The organism is Prosthecobacter sp. GW821-HT29F12 (genome assembly GCF_058803405.1).
The window spans coordinates 5,972,566-5,993,356 of record NZ_CM179517.1 but is presented as its reverse complement, the minus strand read 5'-3'; the positions used below and the strand labels follow the sequence as shown (position 1 = coordinate 5,993,356).

Below are 20,791 nucleotides of genomic sequence, written 5' to 3'. Positions count from 1 at the left end.
AACGCACCCCGGCAATCAAACTGCCGTCACATTCTCCAATCAATCAGCAGCAGCCGCCCGTGGTTTCCATCACACTTCGCCATCGCGATGGGTCGGCGTGGGTTTGCCCGGGCGGAAATGTTCCTCGTGATCCAGCGTGGCTTTCAGGCCAAAGAAATTCAACGCCGTTTCATCCAGCCCATCCTTCACCGCTGCCATCAGCGAGGCGGGGTCGGCTTCGGCACGCAGGTTCACGATCAACTGCCCGCCCGTGGTCGGCTCGTCCAGTTCCATGCCGAGCTCAGCCACATAGTCGCTCCGCACGAGGTTGATGCTGGCCAGTTCTCCCGCGATGCCGTCATCGGGACTGAAGGTCATTTTGAAATGGGCGATCTCAGCTCCATTCTGCTGCAGACGTGCCTGCACGATCCTAGCGAGCTGCTTGAGAAACGCATTCGCATCAAACTCGTCATCCGCCTTCAGCGTCACCGTGGCATTCAGCCAGCCCAGCAGCGCCTCGCCGTCGGCATACACTTCGTAATCAACCGCCATCGGGTTGCGCCGCGCCTGCTCGTCCGTCATCAAACTCGCAAACAGTTCATCCAGCCCCGTCTCCTGCCTCGGTGAGGCTGTCACGATCTTCGCCAGCGGAAACTCCTTCGCCAGCACCGCGCGCAACTCCTCACGCTGCGCGTCCTCTATTAGGTCGCTTTTGCTGATGACGATGATGTCCGCTTCTTCGAGCTGCTTCTTGAAGATGTAAGCCACCTTGCCGGAGAATGTGCCGCCTTGATCCAGACCAAAGACGCGGCGTGCCCGGATAGGATCCACCAGCACGCTGAGCGGCGCGACCGTGAAGGCATCGCCATACATGCGGCGCAGCGGATACGTCACAGTGGCCACCAGATCGGTGCAGCTTCCTACCGGCTCGGCGATGAAGACATCGGGCTTCGCTTCATTCGCCAGCTTGCTCGCCGCATCGACGAGGGTGTTGAACCGGCAGCAGAAACATCCTCCCGCGATCTCCTCCGTCGCATAGCCTTGGCCACGCAGCAGCTTGGTATCCACCAAACCGCCGGCCTGATCATTCGTAATGAGGCCGACTCGGAGTCCCTGATCACTGAGGTGCTTGGCCAGACGGCCGACAGTGGTCGTTTTTCCGGCGCCGAGGAAACCCCCGATCATGATGTAACGTGCTTTGGTGGACATGGAGTTGGTTTGAAAGTTGGGCGCATTCTGCAAGCGGCGGCAAGAATGCAATAAACGGCGATGCGTCTTATCTTACTTGCACCTCTCGGCAATTATTATTTCACCCGATGTGCTTCGGGATTCTTGCGGGCACAGGGCGATCTGCTAAACATCCCGCCATGCCATCACGCACCGTGACACGCTCATTCGACTGCCTCACCGCCATGCGCGCGCTGGGAGAGCCGACACGTCTCCGACTGGTGCGTCTTCTCATCGGTGGTGCGAAGCCGGTCACCGAGCTGTGTGAAACACTGAACGTCACGCCGTACAACGTCTCCAAGCACCTGCGGGTCCTTAAGGAGGCCGGGCTGCTCGAAGTCGAGAAGCAGGGTCAGCAGCGCATCTATGCGCTCGCGGAAGCATTCAGCGAAAAACTCGCGAAAAATGCCAACACCCTCGACTTGGGCTGCTGCCAGTTTCATTTCGACAAGCTGCCGGAATAGGCGCAATTCAGCGAAAGCATGGGAACCTATCCGCGTTCTCAGCACCCATGCTTCGCTTCGCTCTTTTCCTCTGCGTTCTTTGCCCTTCGCTTTTTGCCGCTGCAAAACCCAACATCCTGCTCATCTGCGTCGATGACTTGAAGCCGCTGCTCGGCTGCTATGGCGACTCGGCGGTCAAGTCTCCCAACATCGACCGCCTCGCCGCACGTGGCGTGTTGTTTGAAAAGGCGTACTGCAATCAGGCCGTCTGCTCGCCCTCACGCAATGCGCTGCTCACCGGCCTGCGCCCACAGTCGCTGGGGATCTATGAACTGGCCACGAATTTCCGAAAAGCCGCGCCGGATGCCGTGACGCTGCCACAGCACTTCAAGGCAAACGGTTACCGTGCAGAAGGTCTGGGCAAAATCTTCCATGTGGGGCATGGGAATGTGAACGATGTGGCCTCATGGAGCGTGCCACACTTCACGCCGAAGACGATCAGCTATGCACTGAAGGAAAACAACCCGCCGGAGTCCACGCGTGAACAGGCGCTGTTTGAAAACAAGACAGAGGCCTGGAAGCTGCCGCGCGGCGCTCCCACGGAGTCGGCCGATGTGCCTGACAACCGTTACGGCGACGGCATGATCGCCGACGAAGCCGTGAAGCGTCTCGAAGCCGCGAAGCAGAAACCTGACGAGCCGTTTTTCCTGGCAGTCGGCTTTTTGAAACCTCATCTTCCCTTTGTGGCGCCGAAGAAATACTGGGACCTATACGATCCCGCTTCCTTCAAACTGCCTGCTCTGCAAACCGCCCCCGCAGGTGCGCCGGAATTCGCACCCTCGACCTGGGGAGAACTGCGCCAATACCGGGACATGCCGGAGCAAGGCCCGCTGACGCAGGAGCAGGCCATTCACCTCATCCACGGCTACCATGCCGCCACGAGCTACATGGACGCACAACTAGGCAAAGTGCTCGATGCCCTCGACGCAAGCGGCCTGGCCAGCAACACGATCATCGTCTTCTGGGGTGATCACGGCTGGCATCTCGGCGACCACGGCATGTGGTGCAAGCACACGAACTACGAACAGGCGGCGCGCATTCCCGTCATCGTCGCCGCACCAGGCATCCAGCCAGCGCGTACCCAGGCGCTCATTGAATCCTGCGATATCTACCCCACGCTGGCCGAGCTCGCTCAGCTCCCCGCCCCGCCCCAGGGCGATGGCCGCAGCTTCGCCAGCGTGCTCAAAGATCCCGCCACCACCGTGCGCGATCATGCCATTCACGTCTATCCACGTGGGGGCGGCTTGATCGGCCGCGCCATCCGCACCCAGCGCCATCGCCTCGTGGAATGGAAGAAGCCCGGCGCTGCGCCCGAGACCGCCATCCTCGAACTGTACGACTATGAAGCCGATCCTGCCGAGACGAAAAACCTCGCCGCCGAGCAGCCAGCCGTCGTCGCGGTGCTCCGACAATTTCTCTCCCAGCATCCCGAAGCAAAACCACAGATCTCCAGCAAACCAGAAGCGGCACCCAACAAGCCAGTTCAGGATCGCGGCAAGATGTTTGATCAACGCGACAAGGACAAGGACGGCCAGCTCACCAAGGAAGAGTTTCTGCTCAACCAGCCCGACCCTGACGAGGCTCCCAAACGCTTCCCAAAATTCGACACGGATGGCAACGGCACTCTGAGCCGCGACGAGTTCATTAAGGGCGGCAAGAAATAGCCGCTAAGCCCTTTGCCGCTTCCAGATCTGGCACATGTACCAGGCTTTGAAAGTGGCCGCCAGTTCCCGGTAATTGGAACAGCCCTTGAGCATCGTCCCGGCAAAACCAGCCGCCAGAAACTCAGTCGCAAACTCGCTGCGGTGGGCGCGTGACACATTCCCCTTGCGCATCTTGCCAAGGAAGTGCCCCATTTCACGCATGATCTGCTTCTGCAAGGCCCCGCGCAATGCAGCAGGCTGCCCCTTGGCAAAATCCTTCAACAGCGCTGCCACTTTGAGATAGCTGGAGATGCGATGATGCACTTTGTCAGCATCGCGCGACTGCGTCAGCGAGCTTGGATTGCTCCGGTAGCCATAACGCGGTGGCTGTGAAAACCCCATGCGTTTGACGGCCAGCGCCAGCTGCACCGTCCATGGGATGTCTTCATGAATCATGTCACGCCTGTATCGCATCTGCGCCTCTTCGATCACACTGCGACGGCAAAACTGCAGCCACACATAGTGGGGCCACTCGCACTGTTTGACACCCTGCACCAGCCAGTCGGATCCGCTCAAGATAGAATCCCAGGGCTGCCGGCTGAGAATGGCTGGCGGCTGAGAATTCAGGAGCACCTGCGGATCGGTCCTGAAGCTGAAACCGTTGCACAATAGGCAGTCCAGATCTCCCCGCTCAGCCTGCTGATGCCAGGCCGTCAAAGAGCCGGGGGCAATCCAGTCATCCCCATCAAGAAAGGCCAGCCATTTGCCCGAGGCACGGTCCAGCCCGGCATTCCGCGCCGCCGAGACACCCTGGTTGGCCTGCTCGATCACGACGATCCTTGGGTCACGCTCCGCGTGGGCTTTGATCTTGCTCAGCGACCCGTCCGTGGAGCCATCATCAATGACGATGATCTCCACCGACAGCTCCCCCTGCTCACACGCCGCCGTCAAGGATTCATCCAAATACAGCTCGTTGTTGAAGACGGGAATGATGAGTGAGACGTCGGGTTGCATGGAATGTGAACGAGCCGTTGAAAACTAGGCTGGTTGCCAACGTCCTGACCATTTGAAGCCAAGCTCACCCATCCTTCAAATGACATATTCGTAATTCATCCTCACGCCGCCTGTTCCACCCCGCTCAAGCGATACTCTGACGGCGATACCCCGGTATGGCGGCGGAACCACGCGGTGAAGTGGGACGCATGGCGAAAGCCCAGGGCAAAGGCGATTTCCTTGAGCGTGGCCTGATCCGCCACAATGCGCTCGCGTGCCACATCAAGCCGCCTCCGTTCCATAAACATGCGCAGTCCAATGCCAAACTGCTGCTGCATCAATTGTTCCGCGCGGCGGCTGCCAATCGGAAAATCCGGGGGCAAACTCGGCGTCGTTTGATCCAGCGGCAGCGCCTGCAGCCACGCAACGATTTGATCCACCCGGCGGCGGCGAATCCTCACCTGGAGTTCAGGCTGCACGCCGAGCTCCTGCACAGTTTCCATCCACACCGCAAACCAGACGGCGAATGCAGCCTCACGCGCAACCCACTCACTCGCGGAATACTTTGCAGCCTCAATGGCCTGACGATAGGTGACGACTTTCTGCGCACCGTGTATGCTGGCAAAAAGTTCCTGCGTCTCTTTTCGCAATGCGGGAGCCTCAGCGGCGAAATTGAGGGCATCGCCGAACATGGATGTGCCATCCGGCCACTGGCTGCGGAAGCCGACAGACAGCAGCCGGGTGTTTTCCGCAAACCAATGCCGCCGCAGCCGGGGTGATGAAAAAAACGCCTGACCGCGTGGCACAAGGATCTCCTTGCCATCCACCTGGATGCGCACTTCACCACTCTCCACGAAGAAGACTCCCGCAGGCACCGGGATCTCGGCCGACCACACCCCGCACTGCGGCACAGGTCCGCGATACACCCACAGCCACTCATGGCGCAGGCTGCGCCAGACATCGCCGGGTAGTTGGGTGACCTGCTTTTTGGGCATCATCCAGCTATGCGGGGAATGTAAGCGATTTCAATCCGGCATAATTCACCCCGGTTGCCAGAGCCACCTGCATGGCTTTGATCCCTGCATGAAATCCAACCTCCTGCTGCTCGCGGCATTCACAGGTTTTCTCGCCGCCGAGGAACCACGCCATGTCAGCGGCATCTACCCCAGCCTCGCCATGTTCAACAATGAAGGTGAATGCGGCACGGGTGCCGTGGTGCCCTGGGCGGACCGCCTCTGGGTCATCACCTACGGACCGCACCTGCCTTTTGGATCGAGCGACAAGCTTTACGAGATCACTTCGGATTTAAAACAGATCGTGCGGCCTGAGAGCGTGGGCGGCACGCCCGCGAACCGCATGATCCACCCCGAGTCACAGCAGCTTTTCATCGGGCCTTATGTGATAGGCTCCGACCGCGCCGTGCGGGTGATTCCACCGAACAAGATGCCGGGCCGGCTCACCGGGAATGCGCGCCATCTGACCGATCCCGCTGGAAAAATCTATTACGCGACGATGGAGGAAGGCCTCTACGAAGTGGACGTGAAATCACTGGCCGTCACCTCACTGATCCGCGACGGCAATCCTTTGAAGAAAGGCTTCGAAGTCACAACACCTCTCACCAAACTGGAGTCGAAGCTGCCCGGCTATCACGGCAAAGGACTCTATTCGACTCAGGGCCGCCTGATTTACGCCAACAACGGCGACCGCGACAAACGCGTGCTCACGGACCCCACGACACCCAGCGGCGCTCTGGGAGAATGGCGCAAGCCGGGAGATGACTGGCAGCTCGTGCGGCGGAATCAATTCACCGAAGTCACCGGCCCCGGCGGCATTCAGGGCAGCGCGGCAGACGCACCGGCGTGGAGCATCGGCTGGGATGCGAAATCTCTCATTCTAATGCTGCTGGACGGCGGCAAATGGCAGTCCTTTCGCCTGCCCAAGGTAAGCCACAGCTACGACGGCGCGCATGGCTGGAACACCGAATGGCCGCGCATTCGGGACATCGGTGAAGACGATCTGCTGATGACGATGCATGGCGCTTTCTGGCGCTTCCCACGCACCTTCTCCGCGGCCAACACGAATGGCGTTCGCGTGCGTAGCGCCTACATGAAGGTGATCGGCGATTTCAGCCGCTGGAACGACCGTCTGGTCTTTGGCTGCGATGATTCGGCGAAGTCGGAGTTTCTCAACAAACGCAAAGTCAAAGGCGGCATCGACAGCGTGGGGCAGTCGCAGTCCAATCTTTGGTTTACGAGTCCTGAGACGCCGGACAAGCTCGGCCCCGCGCATGCCAGCGGCGCCGTGTGGCTGCATGAGAGTGTGAAGGCGGGCGATGTGTCGGACCCGTTTCTTGTTGCCGGATGGAAGCACCGCAGCCTCTGGCGGATTGATCACACAGCAGGCACCGCCAAGCGCGAGGACATCAGCGGTGATTCAGAGTGGCTGACTGTGAAAGCCGAACAGGATGGCAAGGATGTGAGCATGATCATCACTCTCACGAATGGTGACTCACGCGGCATGCAAGCCGATGCGATCTTCGACGGCGTGGCGCGCGTGGAGGATGACAAAGTCCAGACCGGCATCTTCCGCGCGCGTGGCGAAAACAAGCGCACGCTCAGTCTCGCAGCCGACGCAGGCTATTACGAGCTGGACGCCGCTTTGAATCTGCAACGGGTCGAGGACACCAAAGCAGAGCAGTTTGTGAAGACAAAGGTCGCGATTCCTCAGCAGGTGATCACGCTCGATGAAGCCAGCGTTCTTGTCGTCGATGATCGTGGCCGCCGCTGGCGCCTGCCACGTGCCAGCACGGCTTTGGATGCTGCCACAAACGCAGGTAAGCTGCGCATCTGCCGTGAGGTGGCAACCGAGCGCGACATGCTGAGCACCTGCGGCACCTTCTTCGAGCTTCCCGCCGAAAATGCCGACGGCTTTGCCAAGATCCGCCCCGTCGCCTCGCACCATCTCCGGGTGACCGATTTCGGCGGCTACCGCGGCATGCTGCTCATAAGCGGGATCAAACCGGATGCGCCAGCCAATGAACATATCCTCCGCAGCTCCGATGGCAAAGCCGCTCTCTGGGCTGGTGCGATTGACGATCTCTGGAAACTCGGCAAACCACGCGGTGTGGGCGGTCCTTGGAAGAACACGAAGGTCAAAGCAGGCCAGCCGAGCGATCCTTACCTCATGTGGGGTTATGACAAACGCATGCTGACCCTGAGCCTTGATGATGCACAAGGAGTGAACCTGAAAGTCGAGCTGGATCTGACCGGCACCGGTCTTTGGGTGACCTACAAAGAGGCCAAATTGAAAGCAGGTGCTCAGCTCAGCATTGAGTTCGAGCCAGCGGTGCAGGCGCGCTGGCTCCGTGTCACGGCTGATGCCGCATGCACCGCCACAGCCCAGCTCAAATACGAGTGATTACTTCTTCCGCCGAAACGGATGGAGAAACTGCTGCCAGTAGCCCTTGGGCACCGGATGGCCGCCAATGCCATATCCCTCAGGCCAGCGACCGTTTTCCGGCATGTGGTGGGTGCCGAAGAGTTTGTCGAACAGCGGAAAGTGAATGGCAAAATTCACATCGATGGCTTCCTTCTCAATGCCATGATGCCAGTGATGGAAGCGGGGTGTGACGAAAAAATTCTCGAAGATGCCGAGCTTCCAGCCGAGATTGGAGTGCGCAAAGGTGGCGAAGAGATAAACGACCAGCACATACGCATTCACCGCCGTCTGGCTGAAGCCCAGCAGGATCATCGGAAAGACCGTGGTCCCGCGCAGCACGAGGATTTCAAAGAAGTGCATCCGCGCTCCGGCCATCCAGTCCATGCTTTGCGCCGAGTGATGCACTGCATGGAAGCGCCACAGCGCCGGGATGCGGTGAAACAGCCGATGGACCCAGTACTGCACCAGATCCGTGAGGAACATGATGGCGAGGAGCTGCACAAGAAACGGCAGCGCCGCCACCCAGGCGCGCATCTCCGTCCATGACGTGTGCTTAAACAACGTCTGCGCCGGCATGAAGCTCAGCCAGGTCAGCACCTGGACCATCATGCTGCTGACGAGGTAGTAGAACAGGTCCTCGCGCCATTCCTGGCGGAAGATCCCCTGCTCCGCCCGGTGCGGAAAAATCGTCTCCAGCGGGATGAAGAGAAAGCCGGTGAAAAGCAGCCGCAGGATGAAAAAATCGAGCCCAAAATACACCGGCGTCAGATCGGAGACCACCGCAGACGCCGAAGTGCCGCCAAACGTCACTGCCAGCAGTGTCGCCACCATGCCCGTGAGTCCAAGGGCCTTGCCCGGACGCAGCAGCAGGCTCAGCAGTGAAAACCCAAACGCCAGCACCATCAGGACAAACATGCCCGTGCGGAAGGCCGGATGTCCGATCACCGCTGCGTTCTCCTTCATGGTGAAGACCCCCGGAAAACGCATCATCACTACGCTGCCGAGCGCGGCCAGACCGAACATCATGCCCAAAACGCCGCTGATCCACCCGCTGCCGAACTTTCTCAAAGCAGGCGGTGCCTCCAGTTCACGGCGAATCTTCAGACGGGTCTCATGGAGAGCTTTCATGGCCCGATTTTAGTACTCCCTGCCTTGATTACAAGATTACCGGGGAGAATCCCGCGTTGTTTTTCCTCACTCAATCTCAGATGGAACATGAAAAAATTCATCGCTTCCACATCCGGCGATGTCACATTTGACGTATTCAAATTAAACCATGACTGCAAACTTCGGCCGGATGCTCACCGCTGCGCGTGAAAAGCGCGGCTTGTCCATTGAGGACGCTGCGCATGAAACACGCATTCCGGCGCAGCGCCTGCGTTACCTGGAGTCCGGCAACATTGCCGCATTCGGCAGCCTGACGTATGCGCGTTCGTTCATGCGTCAGTACAGCGATTTCCTCGAAGTGGACGCATCCTCTATGCTGGAGGAACTGCCCGAAGGTGCCCTGGGCGGAGAGCGGGATTATCGTTATCTGACACAATCCCAGGGGCCATGGCTGCGTGAGCCTGCCACGCATCATGAGCGTCTCACCGCACCCGCAGCGGGCCATGTGCACTCCATCAAGTCCCCGCTGCCGGCGGCCCTCGCGGTCTTTATGTTCGTTCTGGCCGGCACCGCCATGTGGGGAATGCATGTGGCCGATATGCGCAGCCAGGTGGAACCTGCCGCGCTGAAGGCGCTGCCAGTCGAGGATGATGACACCTCCTCTCCAGCCCCTTTGGCGGCCGCCCCAGGCACGGTCGGCACAGCAAATGTGACAACAAAACAGGTGGATTTTCCGGGCACCGCCCATAAAGCTACCCCTGTAAACTGATCTGCGAATGCCTGCGCCTGAAACCATTCCCCAAAAATCCCTGTGGTGGCTCGAATCCCTGCTCTGGTCTGCTGCCATCATCATTGGCGTCGCCGTTGCGGCTTATGTGAATGAAACCGCACGTGAGATCGTGGCTCAGGGGCTGGCCTATTTCTTCACCTTCTTCTCCACTCCATTTGTGCTGGAGACCAGCACGGCATTTGTCGGCTTCTGCATCGTGATGTTCATCAACGCCCGTCGTATCGAACGCGAAGGCGACGGCTGGGTGGAAATGGAGATCACGGATCCTGCCGTGCCGGAAAACCTCATGGCCGTTCAAACGCCCGGTGACAAAGCTTCCGAAGTCTGAAGTCTGACTGGTCTTCAGCACGTACCTGTTTCACCCTTCGGACCCCCCGAATGTGAACCTGACGCCTGCATGACTTCCGCCACCCCTTCTGTCCCCCTTGCGCCCGTGAGCCACGGGCAGCGCGTGGTGGCGGCCGGAAAGTTCCTGCAACTGGCCGATGGCACCCCTCATTTCATGCGCGGCGTCACCTACGGCCCGTTCAAACCAAACTCGCGTGGAGAGCCCTTCCCTGAAGACGACCAGCTCGCTGCCGACCTGCGCCACATCACAGCGCTGGGGTTTAATACCGTCAGGTTGTACGAGCCCCCAACGGCAGCCGTGCTGCGTGAAGTCGAAGCCCTTGGCCTGCGCCTGATCGTTGGCATCCCCTGGAGTGAGCATGTCGATTTCCTCGCCAGCCGCTCTCTTTGCCACGAAATCGAAACCCAGGTCGCCGCCACATGCGCCAGACTGGGTGATCACTCCTGCATCACCGCATTCCTCGTCGGCAATGAAATCGAGAAAACGCTGGTCCGCTGGATGAAGCCCCGGCGCGTGCGCGCTTTCATCGAAAAACTCATCAGGATCGCCCGCCGCCATGCGCCGCAGACGCTCATCAGCTACGCCACGTATCCGTCCACCGGCTATCTCGTGCCGCGTAATGCCGACTTCGTCGCGGTGAACGTGTATCTGGAATCTGCTGCAGCATTCAGCGCCTGCCTCGCCCAATGGCAAAATCTTGCAGGCAACCAGCCGCTGCTCATCACGGAATTTGGTCTCGATGTCGCCTCCCACGGACCGGAGCGACAGGCGGAAGTGATGCGCTGGCAGCATGACTGCCTGCTGAGCGGCGGCTGCGCGGGCGGAGTCTGGTTTGCCTACACGGACGAATGGTTCCGGGGCGGCAAGGAGATCACCGACTGGCAGTTTGGCCTGGTGGATCGTGAAAGAAAGGAACGCCCTGCCTGCGCCCTGCAGCGCGAGCTGGCACCCCTCTGGCTGCCGCCTGCCGCAGCGCCACGCATCTCTGTCGTGGTCTGCACTCACAACGGTGCCGCCACGCTGAGCCAATGCCTGGCTTCATTGGTCGCGCTGCGTTATCCCGATTTCGAAATCCTGCTCATCGACGACGGTTCCCGCCAGCACATCGCCGAGATCGCGAAAGCCCATCCGCAGGTGCGCTACCAGTTTCAGGAGCACGCCGGACTCAGCGTGGCCCGCAATCTGGGCGCCCAGCTCGCCACCGGCGCCATCATCGCCTACACCGATGATGACTGCATCGCGCACCCCGACTGGCTCCTCCACCTGAGCCATGCCTTTGCGGATGAAACCGTCGCCGCTGCCGGAGGTCCCAACATCCCGCCTCCACCACGCAATCGCATCGAGAAAATCGTCGCCGCAGCCCCGGGAGCACCAGCGCATGTGCTGCTCAATGACACCGAGGCCGAGCATCTGCCCGGCTGCAATCTCGCCATCCGGAAGGACGCGCTCGAACTCATCGGCGGCTTTCGGGCTGAATTCAAAACAGCGGGTGATGATGTGGACATCTGCTGGAGGCTCCGCGAAACCGGCAGGCGGCTGCTCTTCGTGCCCGGGGCGATGGTCTGGCATCATCGGCGCTTCACCATTCGGGCGTATTTGACGCAGCAGTTTGGCTATGGCTGCGCAGAGGCGCTCCTGATGAAGACGCATCCCGAACGCTTCGGGTTTCTCGGCGGCGCGCGCTGGCGTGGCGGCATCTATGGAGATCAGCATCCGGCGGATTATCCTGTCGAAGGCAGCATCTTTCACGGCCCCTTGGGGCTTGGTGCCTTCCAGGTGATCTACTCATCCTCCAGCTTCCGCTGGTGGGAGTGGTTCACCGGCCTGCTGTGGCTCGCGCTGCTGCTGCTGGCGCTGGTATGTCAGCAGCCGTGGCTGGCCCTAGGACTGCTGGGCTTCGCCGGTTGGTCTGCCTGGCAGGTCAGTGCTCGCAATGCTGCAGCAGCCAGCATCCATGGCCCGCTGGATCGCCTGCTGCTCTGGTGGCTGAGCTTCCTGCAGCCCGTAGTGCGCGAGTGGGCGAGACTACGTGGCATGCTGGCCTTGGGCGCACGGCCCAGCCGTCATCCGCTGCTGCCAGACATCATTCCGCCCACGCGGCCGCATAAAATCACCCTCAGCCTGGGAACACTGTGCTTTTGGAGCGAAACCGGCATCACCCGTGACGCTTGGCTGCAGGAAATGCGCAAGGCGCTCCGAGCTGCGCACATCATCTTTCGCGAGGACGACGGCTGGCGCTGGTTTGACATCGAGGCCTGGCCTTGGTCGGAGGTTTCCCGCGCCTTCTTAAGCGTCACGGAGTTTCATGCCAACGGACGCTGCCTAACGCGGGTGAAATTGCTCCTGCGCATCCGCCGCAGCTTCGGGTGGAATATGCTGCTATGGCTCATCGTCACCTCGATTTTGATGGCGGCAGGTTTGCACATGCTTCTTGTGCTGGGCCTCGTGGCGGTCCTCGCCATCGTCCTGCTGCTCCCGCTCGGCGTGTGGTTCATCCGCCGTGAAATGCGCAGACTCGTGCGGTCAGCGGCTGCCAGTGCCGGATTGATTGAAATGCGTTAGCGCTTCAGCATCCGCGCCGCGCCCAGCCATAGCAAAACAGGAACAATGGCGCTCAAGGCAAAAGCCCAGCCAGGTTCGCTCTGCCCCAGGTGGCCGATCGCCGCGAACACAAACCCCGTGGGCACCGAGCCGCAGGCCAGCGCCGGCAAAAAAACGCGCCAGCGCATGCTGGAAAGCCCCGCGAGGCAGGCCACCGCCTCTGGCAGCACCGGCATCCAGCGTGAGAGCGCCACCAGCCAGCCGCCGCGCTTCTCGAACACCTCTTCGCCTCTGCGCAGCCCCTCCTCGCCCGCAATCCTGCGCGCCGCACCACGCCCCAGCCAGCGGCAGGCAGCGTAGGCGATGACGCCGGAAAGCATCGACCCGGCAGCGCAAATCAGTCCGCCCAGCCACCAGCCATACATCCATCCCAGTGCCGACATGACCACCGTCGAAGGCACCGGCAGCACGATGTCGGCCACCAGCAGCACGATCCCCGCCACCCACGCCCATGCGCCGTAGCCTTCCATCCACTGGCGCGCGCCTACGAGGCTCAGGGTCTGGTCAAACTGCGCACCCCAGATCACAAATGGCACGATGATCCCCGTAAGGATCACGAGAGTCAGAAGAAGGAGCGAACGGCTGCCACGGGTCATGCCGCAACACAGCAGGCAATCGGGCTCAGGGCAAGAGCGCCGCCGCATTCTCCACCATGCCTGCCTCTCGTTGTCCGGAACCCGCACGTTTGAAATCGCCCAGGTCAGCGCGGGCTTTGTCAGTCAGCCGCATGAGGCGTTGCACCACCTCAGGATGCTGGGCCGATACTTCGCGTTCTTCACTCACATCATGGCGGACGTCGAACAGTTCCAGGCTGAAAGGCTCCTGCCTGCCGCTCAGAGTTTTAAACTTGCCGGTCAGCGGCAGGTAGAGCTTCCAGTCTCCTGCGCGAACCGCCTGCAACTGATCCATTCGATAATAGAAGAAACCATCCTCATCCCATGGCGAGGCAGTTTTGCTGGCATCAAAGAGCATCGAAGTGATGTCATGCCCGTCGATCTTGTGCGGCGGCAGACTGGCACTCGCAAGACCGGCAAAGGTCGGCAGCAGGTCCATCGTCGAACACAACGCGTCATTCACCGCTCCGGCGGCGATTTTTCTCGGCCAGCGCATCACGCAGGGCATGCGCATCGCCCCCTCAGACGTGTCGTAGCCTGAGCCGCGATAAGGTGCATTGCTGCCCTGCGGTGGATTGCGTTTCACCGCACCGTTGTCGGAGGTCCACACGATGAGCGTGTTGTCCGCGAGCTTCAGCCGCTGCAAAGCTGCCATGATCTCGCCGGTGCTCCAGTCGAGCTCCTCCACCGAGTCGCCATACTCCCCGTTCGCACTCTTGCCGCGAAAGTTCTCGCTCGAAAACGGATGCGCGGTCGATCCGGGCATCGTGTGCGGCAGGTAGAGAAAGAACGGCTCCGCCGAGTGCTTCTCGATGAAGCGCACCGCCTCTTCCGTGCAGCGTTTCACCAGATGATCGCGGTCCGCAGGCGCCTCGATCACTTTCTCTCCACGCATCAGCGGCAGCTCTGGCCACACGTCCGGCTTTTTGTCCTTCACCATGTCATCGCTGTAGGGAATGCCGAAGAAATCATCAAAGCCCTGCTTCGTCGGCAGAAACGCCTGCTGATCCCCGAGATGCCATTTGCCGATGCACATGGTCGCATAGCCGGCGCTTTTCAAAACCTCCGCCATCGTGACCTCGGCGGGATTGAGCCCCTTGCGAGCCACCGGCTGCAGCACCGCGCCGCCGGTGTCGCTCACATGCATGCCCACCCGGCGCGGATAGCAGCCCGTCATCAATGCTGCACGGCTCGGCGTGCAGACACCGCTCGCCACATAGAAGCTGGTGAACTTCGTTCCCTCCGCCGCCAGCCGGTCCACATTCGGCGTACGATGCAGTTTTGAACCAAAGCAGCCAAGGTCCCCGTTTCCGAAGTTATCGACGAAAATGACGATGATGTTCGGCTTTGCCGCGAGAGCACTGATGGAAAACAACAGGAGGAGGCAGAGTGTTTTCATAAGCTGTGACATCAGCCCAGCTATGGCGCGCCGGGGAAAGGATCTGCATTCAAACGGAGCTGTGCTTCTTGTTTGAGCGAAATTCCCTGTACAAACTCAGGCGGCATCACCCGTATCGAGGCCATGAGCAGTGCGGCGCCGATGATGAGCGTCAGTGCCGTCAGCCAGCGCGCAGAGAGCATCCAGCGGGAGTCCCGGCGCGTTGCAAACAACCGTTGAATCCGCACGCGCAGTCCCGAGCTACGGGCAAAGGACAGGGCGAATGCCGGCATCGGCATCTGGGTGGCATGGGCCATCAGCATTTCTCCATACTCACGACGGCTGCAGGCCGTGGCAGCCGCCTCATCACAGCAAACTTCGGACTCCGCCTCGTAGATACCGCACAGCACATGCATCGCAGGATTCCACCAGAATGCGGCACGCACGAGCGCCGCGCAGAAACGGTGCAGCCCGTCCATCTGCCGCGCATGCTGGCATTCATGTCGCAGGGTGGCACGCAGCGTGCCCTCAGGCCAGGAGGCCGCCGTCAGCGGCAGCAGCACACAGGGCCGCAGCCAGCCAGTCATGCACGGCCCTTCGATTTCCGCCGTGAAGCGCACTTCGACAGCACCTCCCGGATTCAGCGTGGACTTTTCTGCTTGGCGCACCAGACGCAGGATGCCAGCGAGGTCGTTCACCACTCGCAGTAGCAAGATCAAGCTGCCGATCGCCCAAACAGCAGTCAGCATCGGCCACCACAAATCAGACTGAGAAGTGCTGCTAGTCGCAAAGGTAATTGATGTCGTTGGAAGCCCCTGCCATGGCAGAGGCAACCAAGGGAGCACCCACAGCCCCCAGATGCCCAGCAAAGCAAACCGACGCCGCACTTGCGGATGCTGTACCGGCACCACCAGTGCAGCAACACTCATGAGCGTCGCCCACAGCGTGGCTTTAAGAGCGATGGCGATCCAGCAGGCGGTCATGATATGTGTGGGGAGTGGATCAGGAAGGCGACTGCTCGTCCAGCAATTTCCGGATCGCTGCGATTTCCTCCGGCGGCAGCTTGCGGTCTTTCGTCTCCAGCAGCGATGCCATCAGCTTGCCGGGTGAGCCGTCAAAAAACGTGCGCATGATCTTTCGCAGCGCCGTATCACGCGCCTTTTCACGCGAGATGGCCAGTTCATACACATAGCGGCGAGACTCACGCGTGTGCTTGAGCAGTTTCTTGCCCACCAGAATGCTCAGCAGCGCGCGCACCGCCGAATAGGACGGGCTGTCCGGCATTTCCTCCTGGATCTCCTCCGCCGTCGCCTTGCCCAGCCGATAGACAATGTCCATCGCCTGCCGCTCGCGTTTGGAAAGTTGATCGTCTTTGACTGCCATGTGCTGAAAATGCTGCATTTAAGCAGGATCGCAAGTGCAGATTGCTGCGCGCCTCCACGCAGGTTTTATTCTCTGGCACTAGAGTTAAATGCATATTTTTCAGCATTTAATCTTGCCAGAATTCTAAATGCTGATATTTCTGCATTTATGAACCCAGCCCAACTCCGCCGTTCGATTGCTGTTTGCTCCGTTTCATTGGTTGTCATGATGATGGCTTCGTGCACGACGATGAGAGCTCCCGAGCCGCCTCCGATATCATCCTCGGCTGGGCCGGTACCCCTGGGCAAAGCGAATAACATCTTCTTTGGAGGCGGCTCAGCAGGCAATATGACAAGCCCTTTTCCCTTCGGAGGTGGCCCCATCACCTCGGGCAATCGATCTGGCGGTTTTGCGATCAACAACAGTTCCATCGACAACCTTCTGGCGACCGGGTCCATCACCCGGGTCGGGGAGCGCCCCGGCCTCGGTACCTCTGCAGGTCGGGAGCAGTTTTCCCAGCTGCAGCAAACTCGGATGATTCGGAAGTCGAACACGCCTGATGCGGTGGACTCGTTTCACTACAATGACGAGGTGGGCGCGAAGACCATGGCGGAAATCATGGGCGGGAACATCAGCAAACGCAGCGGCTTGTTCCCGGTGGCAGGAGAACGACTGAAGGCAGGCCTGGTGCGCTACAGCAGCATCTACCCGCACTATGATGTGAACGGGAAGCGCATCATCATTGGTGACAGCGGCAGCCATTACGAGATAAGGCTGGAGAACCGCACCAAAAAGCGCATGGAGGTCGTTTTGAGCGTGGATGGTCTGAACGTTCTCACCGGGAAGGCTGCGAGCCCGAGCCAGCATGGCTTCATTCTTGAGCCGAAGCAGATGTACGATGTGGATGGCTTTCGCAAAGACAGCATGAATGTCAGAACGTTCGTGTTTGGCAGCGTGGCACGATCGCAAGCCAATGCCAAGGGAGCTGCGAGCAACGTGGGCGTCATCGGACTGGCAGTGTTTGAAGAAGATGAAGCCCGGGTGAAAGCCGAACTGCTGAAGGAGCAGCAAGCACGCGAAGGTGCGAACGCCTTTCCCGGAGCCCGCTGACTCAGGGTGCCGGAGCTTCCCAAACCGCCACCCCCATGTGGTAGTGATCACATTCCGGCGCGGCTTTGGAGTAGTAGGCGGTGGCGATTTTCCCATTCGCGAGCTGAACGCTGGAGGGATAGCCGCAATCGCCGACCTCACTTCGTGCGAGACGGATGGGAGCGCTCCAGGTCTTGCCATCGTCACTGCTGAACTTTGCGCAGACTCCGTGCTGCCCGGCGATGCGGACGCCATAGCTCAGCAGCAGACGCTTGTCCGCCAGACGTGTGAGGTGGCCGTTGATCTCATTGCGTGCGGTCACCTTCAGAGGTGCGCCCCAGGTCGCGCCATCGTCATCGCTGCGAAAGAGCTCCATCTCCGTGGTGCGCGCCGCAGCCAGCCAGCTTTTGCCGCCTAGAGGAAAAATGTCCGTCTCATTGTGGGTGGCACCAATGATGGACTGCGGCTTCCAAGTGGCGCCATCGTCATCGCTGCGGAAACACCAGGAGCGCCAGCCTTTGGTCTTGGACGATTTTGTCGGATCAGTGATCTGACCCTGATAGCATGAGGTTCGCAGCGTGCCGTCCTGCGCCCTCCAGATGTCGCCAAAAGGAATGTGCTCGGTCCATTCGTCGGACTCAGTCGCGGGAAAAGCATCACTCTTGCTCCAGGTGCGGCCAGCATCTTTGGAGCGCAGAACCCAGCTGCGCAGCACCGCATCACGAAACGGCTCCTGCTTGGGCCGCTGCGGCTGCTTCACATTCGTCCAGCCGGAGCAGAGCACGAGCAGATCTCCATTTTTCGCCAGTCCCGCCGCATGGTTCATGCGGATCGTGTTCGGCTCATGCTGCGTGACGGTGCTGCGCTTCTCCCACTTCACACCGTCGCTGCTGGCATAGCAGTCCACATCCCCCTGCATGGTGCCGTGGCCCGGCTGATTGAAAAGAATGGCGATGATCGTGCCGTCCGGCAGCAACGTGAGATTTGGCCACGCACACACATTCTCGATGGCGACGATGCGTTGCAGGCTTTTGGGCTCAGCCTCCTGCGCGTTCAAACCGGGCAGTAAAAACACGAACAGACATGCAGCGATGATTTTCATGGCCTACCAACGCTGCAAACTTCCTGCTCTTTACGGACGTTCCGCCACCATCAGCCGCGTGAACGGGCCGTCGCTGACATTGTAGTAGATGCGTTTGCCGTCCGCGCTGAAGACGGGATGCGGGTGATTGCGCCGCCAGGATTTGGCGCCGCCACTTTGGGCAAAACTGTGGAGCAGCACCCATTTGCCACCCTGCATGTCCGCCACCTGAATACCCCACTCATCGCCTTTGCCGCCGACGTTTTTGCTCATACCATCCGTGACCATCAGGGTACCATCTGGACTCACGGATGGATGCGTACCGCTGAGAACAGGCACCTCTTTGAGGCGGGTGTATTTGGCCGGGTTATCAGCAATGTCGAAGCTGATGTTTCCCGCTTCAAAAATGTGCTGTGAATCAGGCGTCCACGCAGGATGTCCCCACTGGTTGCGCTGCCAGACGCAGGCCGCTTTTTCAAAATCATAGACCACCGTGCCCTGGCGATGACTGGCGCGGCTGGACATGTAGTCGTCCCCGCCATTGCCTGCGGCGACCTTGAAAAACACGCGCTTCATGTCCGGGCTGAGCACGGGAAAGAAGACGGAACAGGGCTTGCCCGCGAACTCCTTCTGCAACCAGTCACCATACTTCGCCTCCACCTCGGAGATCTTGGCGTAGGTGGTGGTCTTGCCGGTGGATGCGTCCCAGACTTCGAGATCGCGAAACGGGCCGGGATTCCAATGGCAGCCGTACATGGGAACGAGATCGCCTTCGGGTCTGCCGAAGCCGACTTGATGGTCTTCGGCGACAATGGTCTTGGCGAGGGTGGCTACATCCACAACGACCACGCGCCATTTTTTATCGATGACTTCGTGGTAGGCCACGCGCTTGCCGCCGGAGAGCCACTGCTGGCAGGCGACGCGGTGCGCGTCCTCGGTGTGGATCTTGTCAGCGAGCACGGTTTCCTTTCCGGTGGCGCGCTCGATCATCCGAACCTCGCCGAGATGCCCCTGCGGATCGGTGGAAGTGAAAAACAGCACGCGGGTGCCATCCGGGCTTTCTGGATTGGTGAGGTAGTATGTGTGAATCGTGTGCCGCCCTTCAACGGATGACACCGGCTTGATGGTGACGTCTTTGGACCATGCGGCGACGGGGTCGGCCGCCAGGCCGTGGACAGTCATCAATGAAAGGAATGCAACGATGGATTTCATGGTGCTATGAATGAATGAGTACGGCGGATCAAATCAAGCTGTCAACTCACTCATCACACGCCCATGCACATCGGTGAGCCGCTGATCGCGACCACCGTGGCGGAAGATGAGTTTTTCGTGATCCACTCCCATTTGATGCAGAAGCGTGGCGTGGATGTCATGGATGTCCACGGGATCGCTGGCGACGGAGTTGCCAAAATCGTCGGTTTCGCCGAAGGCCATGCCGCCTTTGAAACCGCCACCGGCCATGAAGATGCTGTAGCCGTTCACATGGTGATCACGACCACAGGTCTCGCTGATTTTGGGCGTATGAGGCGTGCGGCCCATCTCGCCGGCCCAGAGCACGATCGTTTCATCAAGCAGGCCGCGCTGATCCAGATCGCTGATGAGAGCGGCGACGGATTGATCGGTGATGCGGGCATTTTTGGCGTGGTTTTGGCGAATCTGCCCGTGCTGATCCCAAGGCGAATTGTTGCCATCGAAACTTGGACAGGTGATTTCGACAAAACGCACCCCAGCCTCCACCAGGCGCCGTGCACGCAGGGCCTGGGTGGCATAAAAGCGCTGATGTTCATCGGTGGAATCCACGCCGTAGAGCTTGCGAATGTATTCAGGTTCGCCAGCGATGTCAGCAATGCCGGGAACCGCGCTCTGCATGCGAAACGCGGTCTCGTAGTTTGCAATGGCACCTTCAATGATTTGCGCATCCGAGGCGCCCGCCGCGAACTCGGCGTCCTGCTCTGCCAGCAGCGCGAGTTTGCGCCGCTGAATGACCGCCGCATCATGCGGAGCAATGTTATCGACCGGCACGCCCTTGGCGCGAACCATGGTGGCCTGATGACTCGCGGGCAGGAACGAACTGCCGAAGTTTTCGAGCCCGCCGTTTGGCACCCAGTCGTTGTTGAGCACGACGTAGCCGGGCAGATTGCGATTTTCCGTGCCGAGGCCATAGGAGACCCAGGAGCCGATGCTCGGCGCCTGGCCGAGGATGCGACCCGTGTGCAGCAGCAAATTCTGCTGACCATGCAGCGGGAGCTCACCGACCATGGAACGCACGACACAAAGCTTGTCCGCCACCTGCGCGATGTGCGGGAAAAGCTCGCTCACCCACAAGCCGCTCTGCCCGCGCTGCTTGAACTCCCAGGGACTGCCAAACCAGACACGGCCCGCATTTGACTGCGAGCGCTTTGACACCGCGCCACTGCCGATGGCTTTGCCCTCGAACTTTTTGAGCATCGGCTTGGGGTCAAAGGTGTCCACATGACTGGGGCCGCCGTCCATGAAGCAGAAGATGATGTTCTTCGCCCGTGCAGGGCGATGCAGCGGCACACCCGCCATGGCACGCAGCGCCAGCATGCCAAAGCCCGCGGCTGCCCCTGCCAGAATCTGGCGGCGCGAGCAAAGATGATGGTCATGCGGCATCAT

At 60.1% G+C, this 20,791-nt stretch carries 18 protein-coding genes; 7 read left to right on the top strand and 11 right to left on the bottom strand.

Annotated elements, in window-relative coordinates; genetic code table 11:
- Positions 1–69 precede the first annotated feature (69 nt).
- A complete protein-coding gene (locus tag AC3RLQ_RS24795) occupies positions 70–1,188 on the bottom strand; it encodes a GTP-binding protein (protein ID WP_493031327.1) in 1,119 nt (372 codons plus the stop codon).
- Positions 1,189–1,346: 158 nt separating this feature from the next.
- Between AC3RLQ_RS24795 and AC3RLQ_RS24790 the strand changes: the two genes are divergently transcribed.
- On the top strand, positions 1,347–1,670 hold the full coding sequence (locus AC3RLQ_RS24790) for an ArsR/SmtB family transcription factor (RefSeq protein WP_493031326.1): 324 nt from the start codon (positions 1,347–1,349) through the stop codon (positions 1,668–1,670).
- A 47-nt stretch (positions 1,671–1,717) separates the two neighbouring features.
- Positions 1,718–3,373, top strand: coding sequence for a sulfatase-like hydrolase/transferase (locus AC3RLQ_RS24785; RefSeq protein WP_493031325.1), 1,656 nt, complete (start codon positions 1,718–1,720; stop codon positions 3,371–3,373).
- Between the two features lie 3 nt (positions 3,374–3,376).
- On the opposite strand, the gene AC3RLQ_RS24780 is transcribed toward AC3RLQ_RS24785, so the two are convergent.
- Positions 3,377–4,366 (bottom strand): glycosyltransferase, encoded by a 990-nt coding sequence (locus AC3RLQ_RS24780; protein ID WP_493031324.1) that lies wholly within the window; start codon positions 4,364–4,366, stop codon positions 3,377–3,379.
- A gap of 101 nt (positions 4,367–4,467) precedes the next feature.
- On the bottom strand, positions 4,468–5,343 hold the full coding sequence (locus tag AC3RLQ_RS24775; RefSeq protein ID WP_493031323.1) for a helix-turn-helix domain-containing protein: 876 nt from the start codon (positions 5,341–5,343) through the stop codon (positions 4,468–4,470).
- Between the two features lie 85 nt (positions 5,344–5,428).
- Here AC3RLQ_RS24775 and AC3RLQ_RS24770 point away from each other — a divergent pair, with 85 nt between their 5' ends.
- Positions 5,429–7,762, top strand: a complete 2,334-nt coding sequence (locus AC3RLQ_RS24770) for a hypothetical protein (RefSeq protein ID WP_493031322.1) — start codon at positions 5,429–5,431, stop codon at positions 7,760–7,762.
- Here AC3RLQ_RS24770 and AC3RLQ_RS24765 read toward each other — a convergent pair whose 3' ends face one another.
- Positions 7,763–8,911 carry a sterol desaturase family protein gene (locus AC3RLQ_RS24765; protein WP_493031321.1) on the bottom strand — a complete coding sequence of 383 codons (1,149 nt, stop codon included), beginning with the start codon at positions 8,909–8,911 and terminating at the stop codon, positions 7,763–7,765.
- Between the two features lie 148 nt (positions 8,912–9,059).
- On the opposite strand from AC3RLQ_RS24765, the gene AC3RLQ_RS24760 reads away from it, so the two are divergent.
- From AC3RLQ_RS24760 to AC3RLQ_RS24750, 3 genes are all read left to right on the top strand, one after another.
- Entirely contained in the window at positions 9,060–9,659 is a 600-nt protein-coding gene (locus AC3RLQ_RS24760; protein WP_493031320.1) for a helix-turn-helix domain-containing protein, read from the top strand.
- Positions 9,660–9,666: 7 nt separating this feature from the next.
- Positions 9,667–10,008 carry a hypothetical protein gene (locus tag AC3RLQ_RS24755; protein WP_493031319.1) on the top strand — a complete coding sequence of 114 codons (342 nt, stop codon included), beginning with the start codon at positions 9,667–9,669 and terminating at the stop codon, positions 10,006–10,008.
- 69 nt (positions 10,009–10,077) lie between these two features.
- Positions 10,078–12,591: a glycosyltransferase family 2 protein gene (locus AC3RLQ_RS24750; protein ID WP_493031318.1), complete on the top strand. Its 2,514-nt coding sequence runs from the start codon at positions 10,078–10,080 to the stop codon at positions 12,589–12,591.
- Here AC3RLQ_RS24750 and AC3RLQ_RS24745 read toward each other — a convergent pair.
- Genes AC3RLQ_RS24745 through AC3RLQ_RS24730 form a run of 4 tightly spaced genes read right to left on the bottom strand, consistent with a single transcriptional unit; the run spans position 12,588 to position 16,005 of the window.
- Positions 12,588–13,226: a TVP38/TMEM64 family protein gene (locus AC3RLQ_RS24745; RefSeq protein ID WP_493031317.1), complete on the bottom strand. Its 639-nt coding sequence runs from the start codon at positions 13,224–13,226 to the stop codon at positions 12,588–12,590. The genes AC3RLQ_RS24750 and AC3RLQ_RS24745 overlap by 4 nt on opposite strands.
- A 25-nt stretch (positions 13,227–13,251) precedes the next feature.
- The gene (locus AC3RLQ_RS24740) at positions 13,252–14,643 is read right to left on the bottom strand and encodes a sulfatase family protein (protein ID WP_493031316.1); all 1,392 of its coding nucleotides are present in this window, start codon (positions 14,641–14,643) and stop codon (positions 13,252–13,254) included.
- 20 nt (positions 14,644–14,663) lie between these two features.
- Positions 14,664–15,605, bottom strand: a complete 942-nt coding sequence (locus AC3RLQ_RS24735; RefSeq protein ID WP_493031315.1) for a M56 family metallopeptidase — start codon at positions 15,603–15,605, stop codon at positions 14,664–14,666.
- 19 nt (positions 15,606–15,624) lie between these two features.
- Complete coding sequence (locus AC3RLQ_RS24730) at positions 15,625–16,005, bottom strand: BlaI/MecI/CopY family transcriptional regulator (protein WP_493031314.1); 381 nt, start codon at positions 16,003–16,005, stop codon at positions 15,625–15,627.
- Between AC3RLQ_RS24730 and AC3RLQ_RS24725 the strand changes: the two genes are divergently transcribed.
- On the top strand, positions 15,985–17,094 hold the full coding sequence (locus AC3RLQ_RS24725; RefSeq protein WP_493031313.1) for a hypothetical protein: 1,110 nt from the start codon (positions 15,985–15,987) through the stop codon (positions 17,092–17,094). The two genes, AC3RLQ_RS24730 and AC3RLQ_RS24725, sit on opposite strands and share 21 nt — an antisense overlap.
- Position 17,095: 1 nt before the next feature.
- Here the strand turns inward: AC3RLQ_RS24725 and AC3RLQ_RS24720 are convergent, their stop codons facing one another.
- From AC3RLQ_RS24720 to AC3RLQ_RS24710, 3 genes are read right to left on the bottom strand one after another with little or no spacing between them, the layout of a single operon-like run.
- Positions 17,096–18,175, bottom strand: coding sequence for a sialidase family protein (locus AC3RLQ_RS24720; protein ID WP_493031312.1), 1,080 nt, complete (start codon positions 18,173–18,175; stop codon positions 17,096–17,098).
- A gap of 30 nt (positions 18,176–18,205) precedes the next feature.
- On the bottom strand, positions 18,206–19,366 hold the full coding sequence (locus tag AC3RLQ_RS24715; RefSeq protein ID WP_493031311.1) for a hypothetical protein: 1,161 nt from the start codon (positions 19,364–19,366) through the stop codon (positions 18,206–18,208).
- Positions 19,367–19,399: 33 nt separating this feature from the next.
- Positions 19,400–20,791 (bottom strand): DUF1501 domain-containing protein, encoded by a 1,392-nt coding sequence (locus tag AC3RLQ_RS24710; protein ID WP_493031310.1) that lies wholly within the window; start codon positions 20,789–20,791, stop codon positions 19,400–19,402.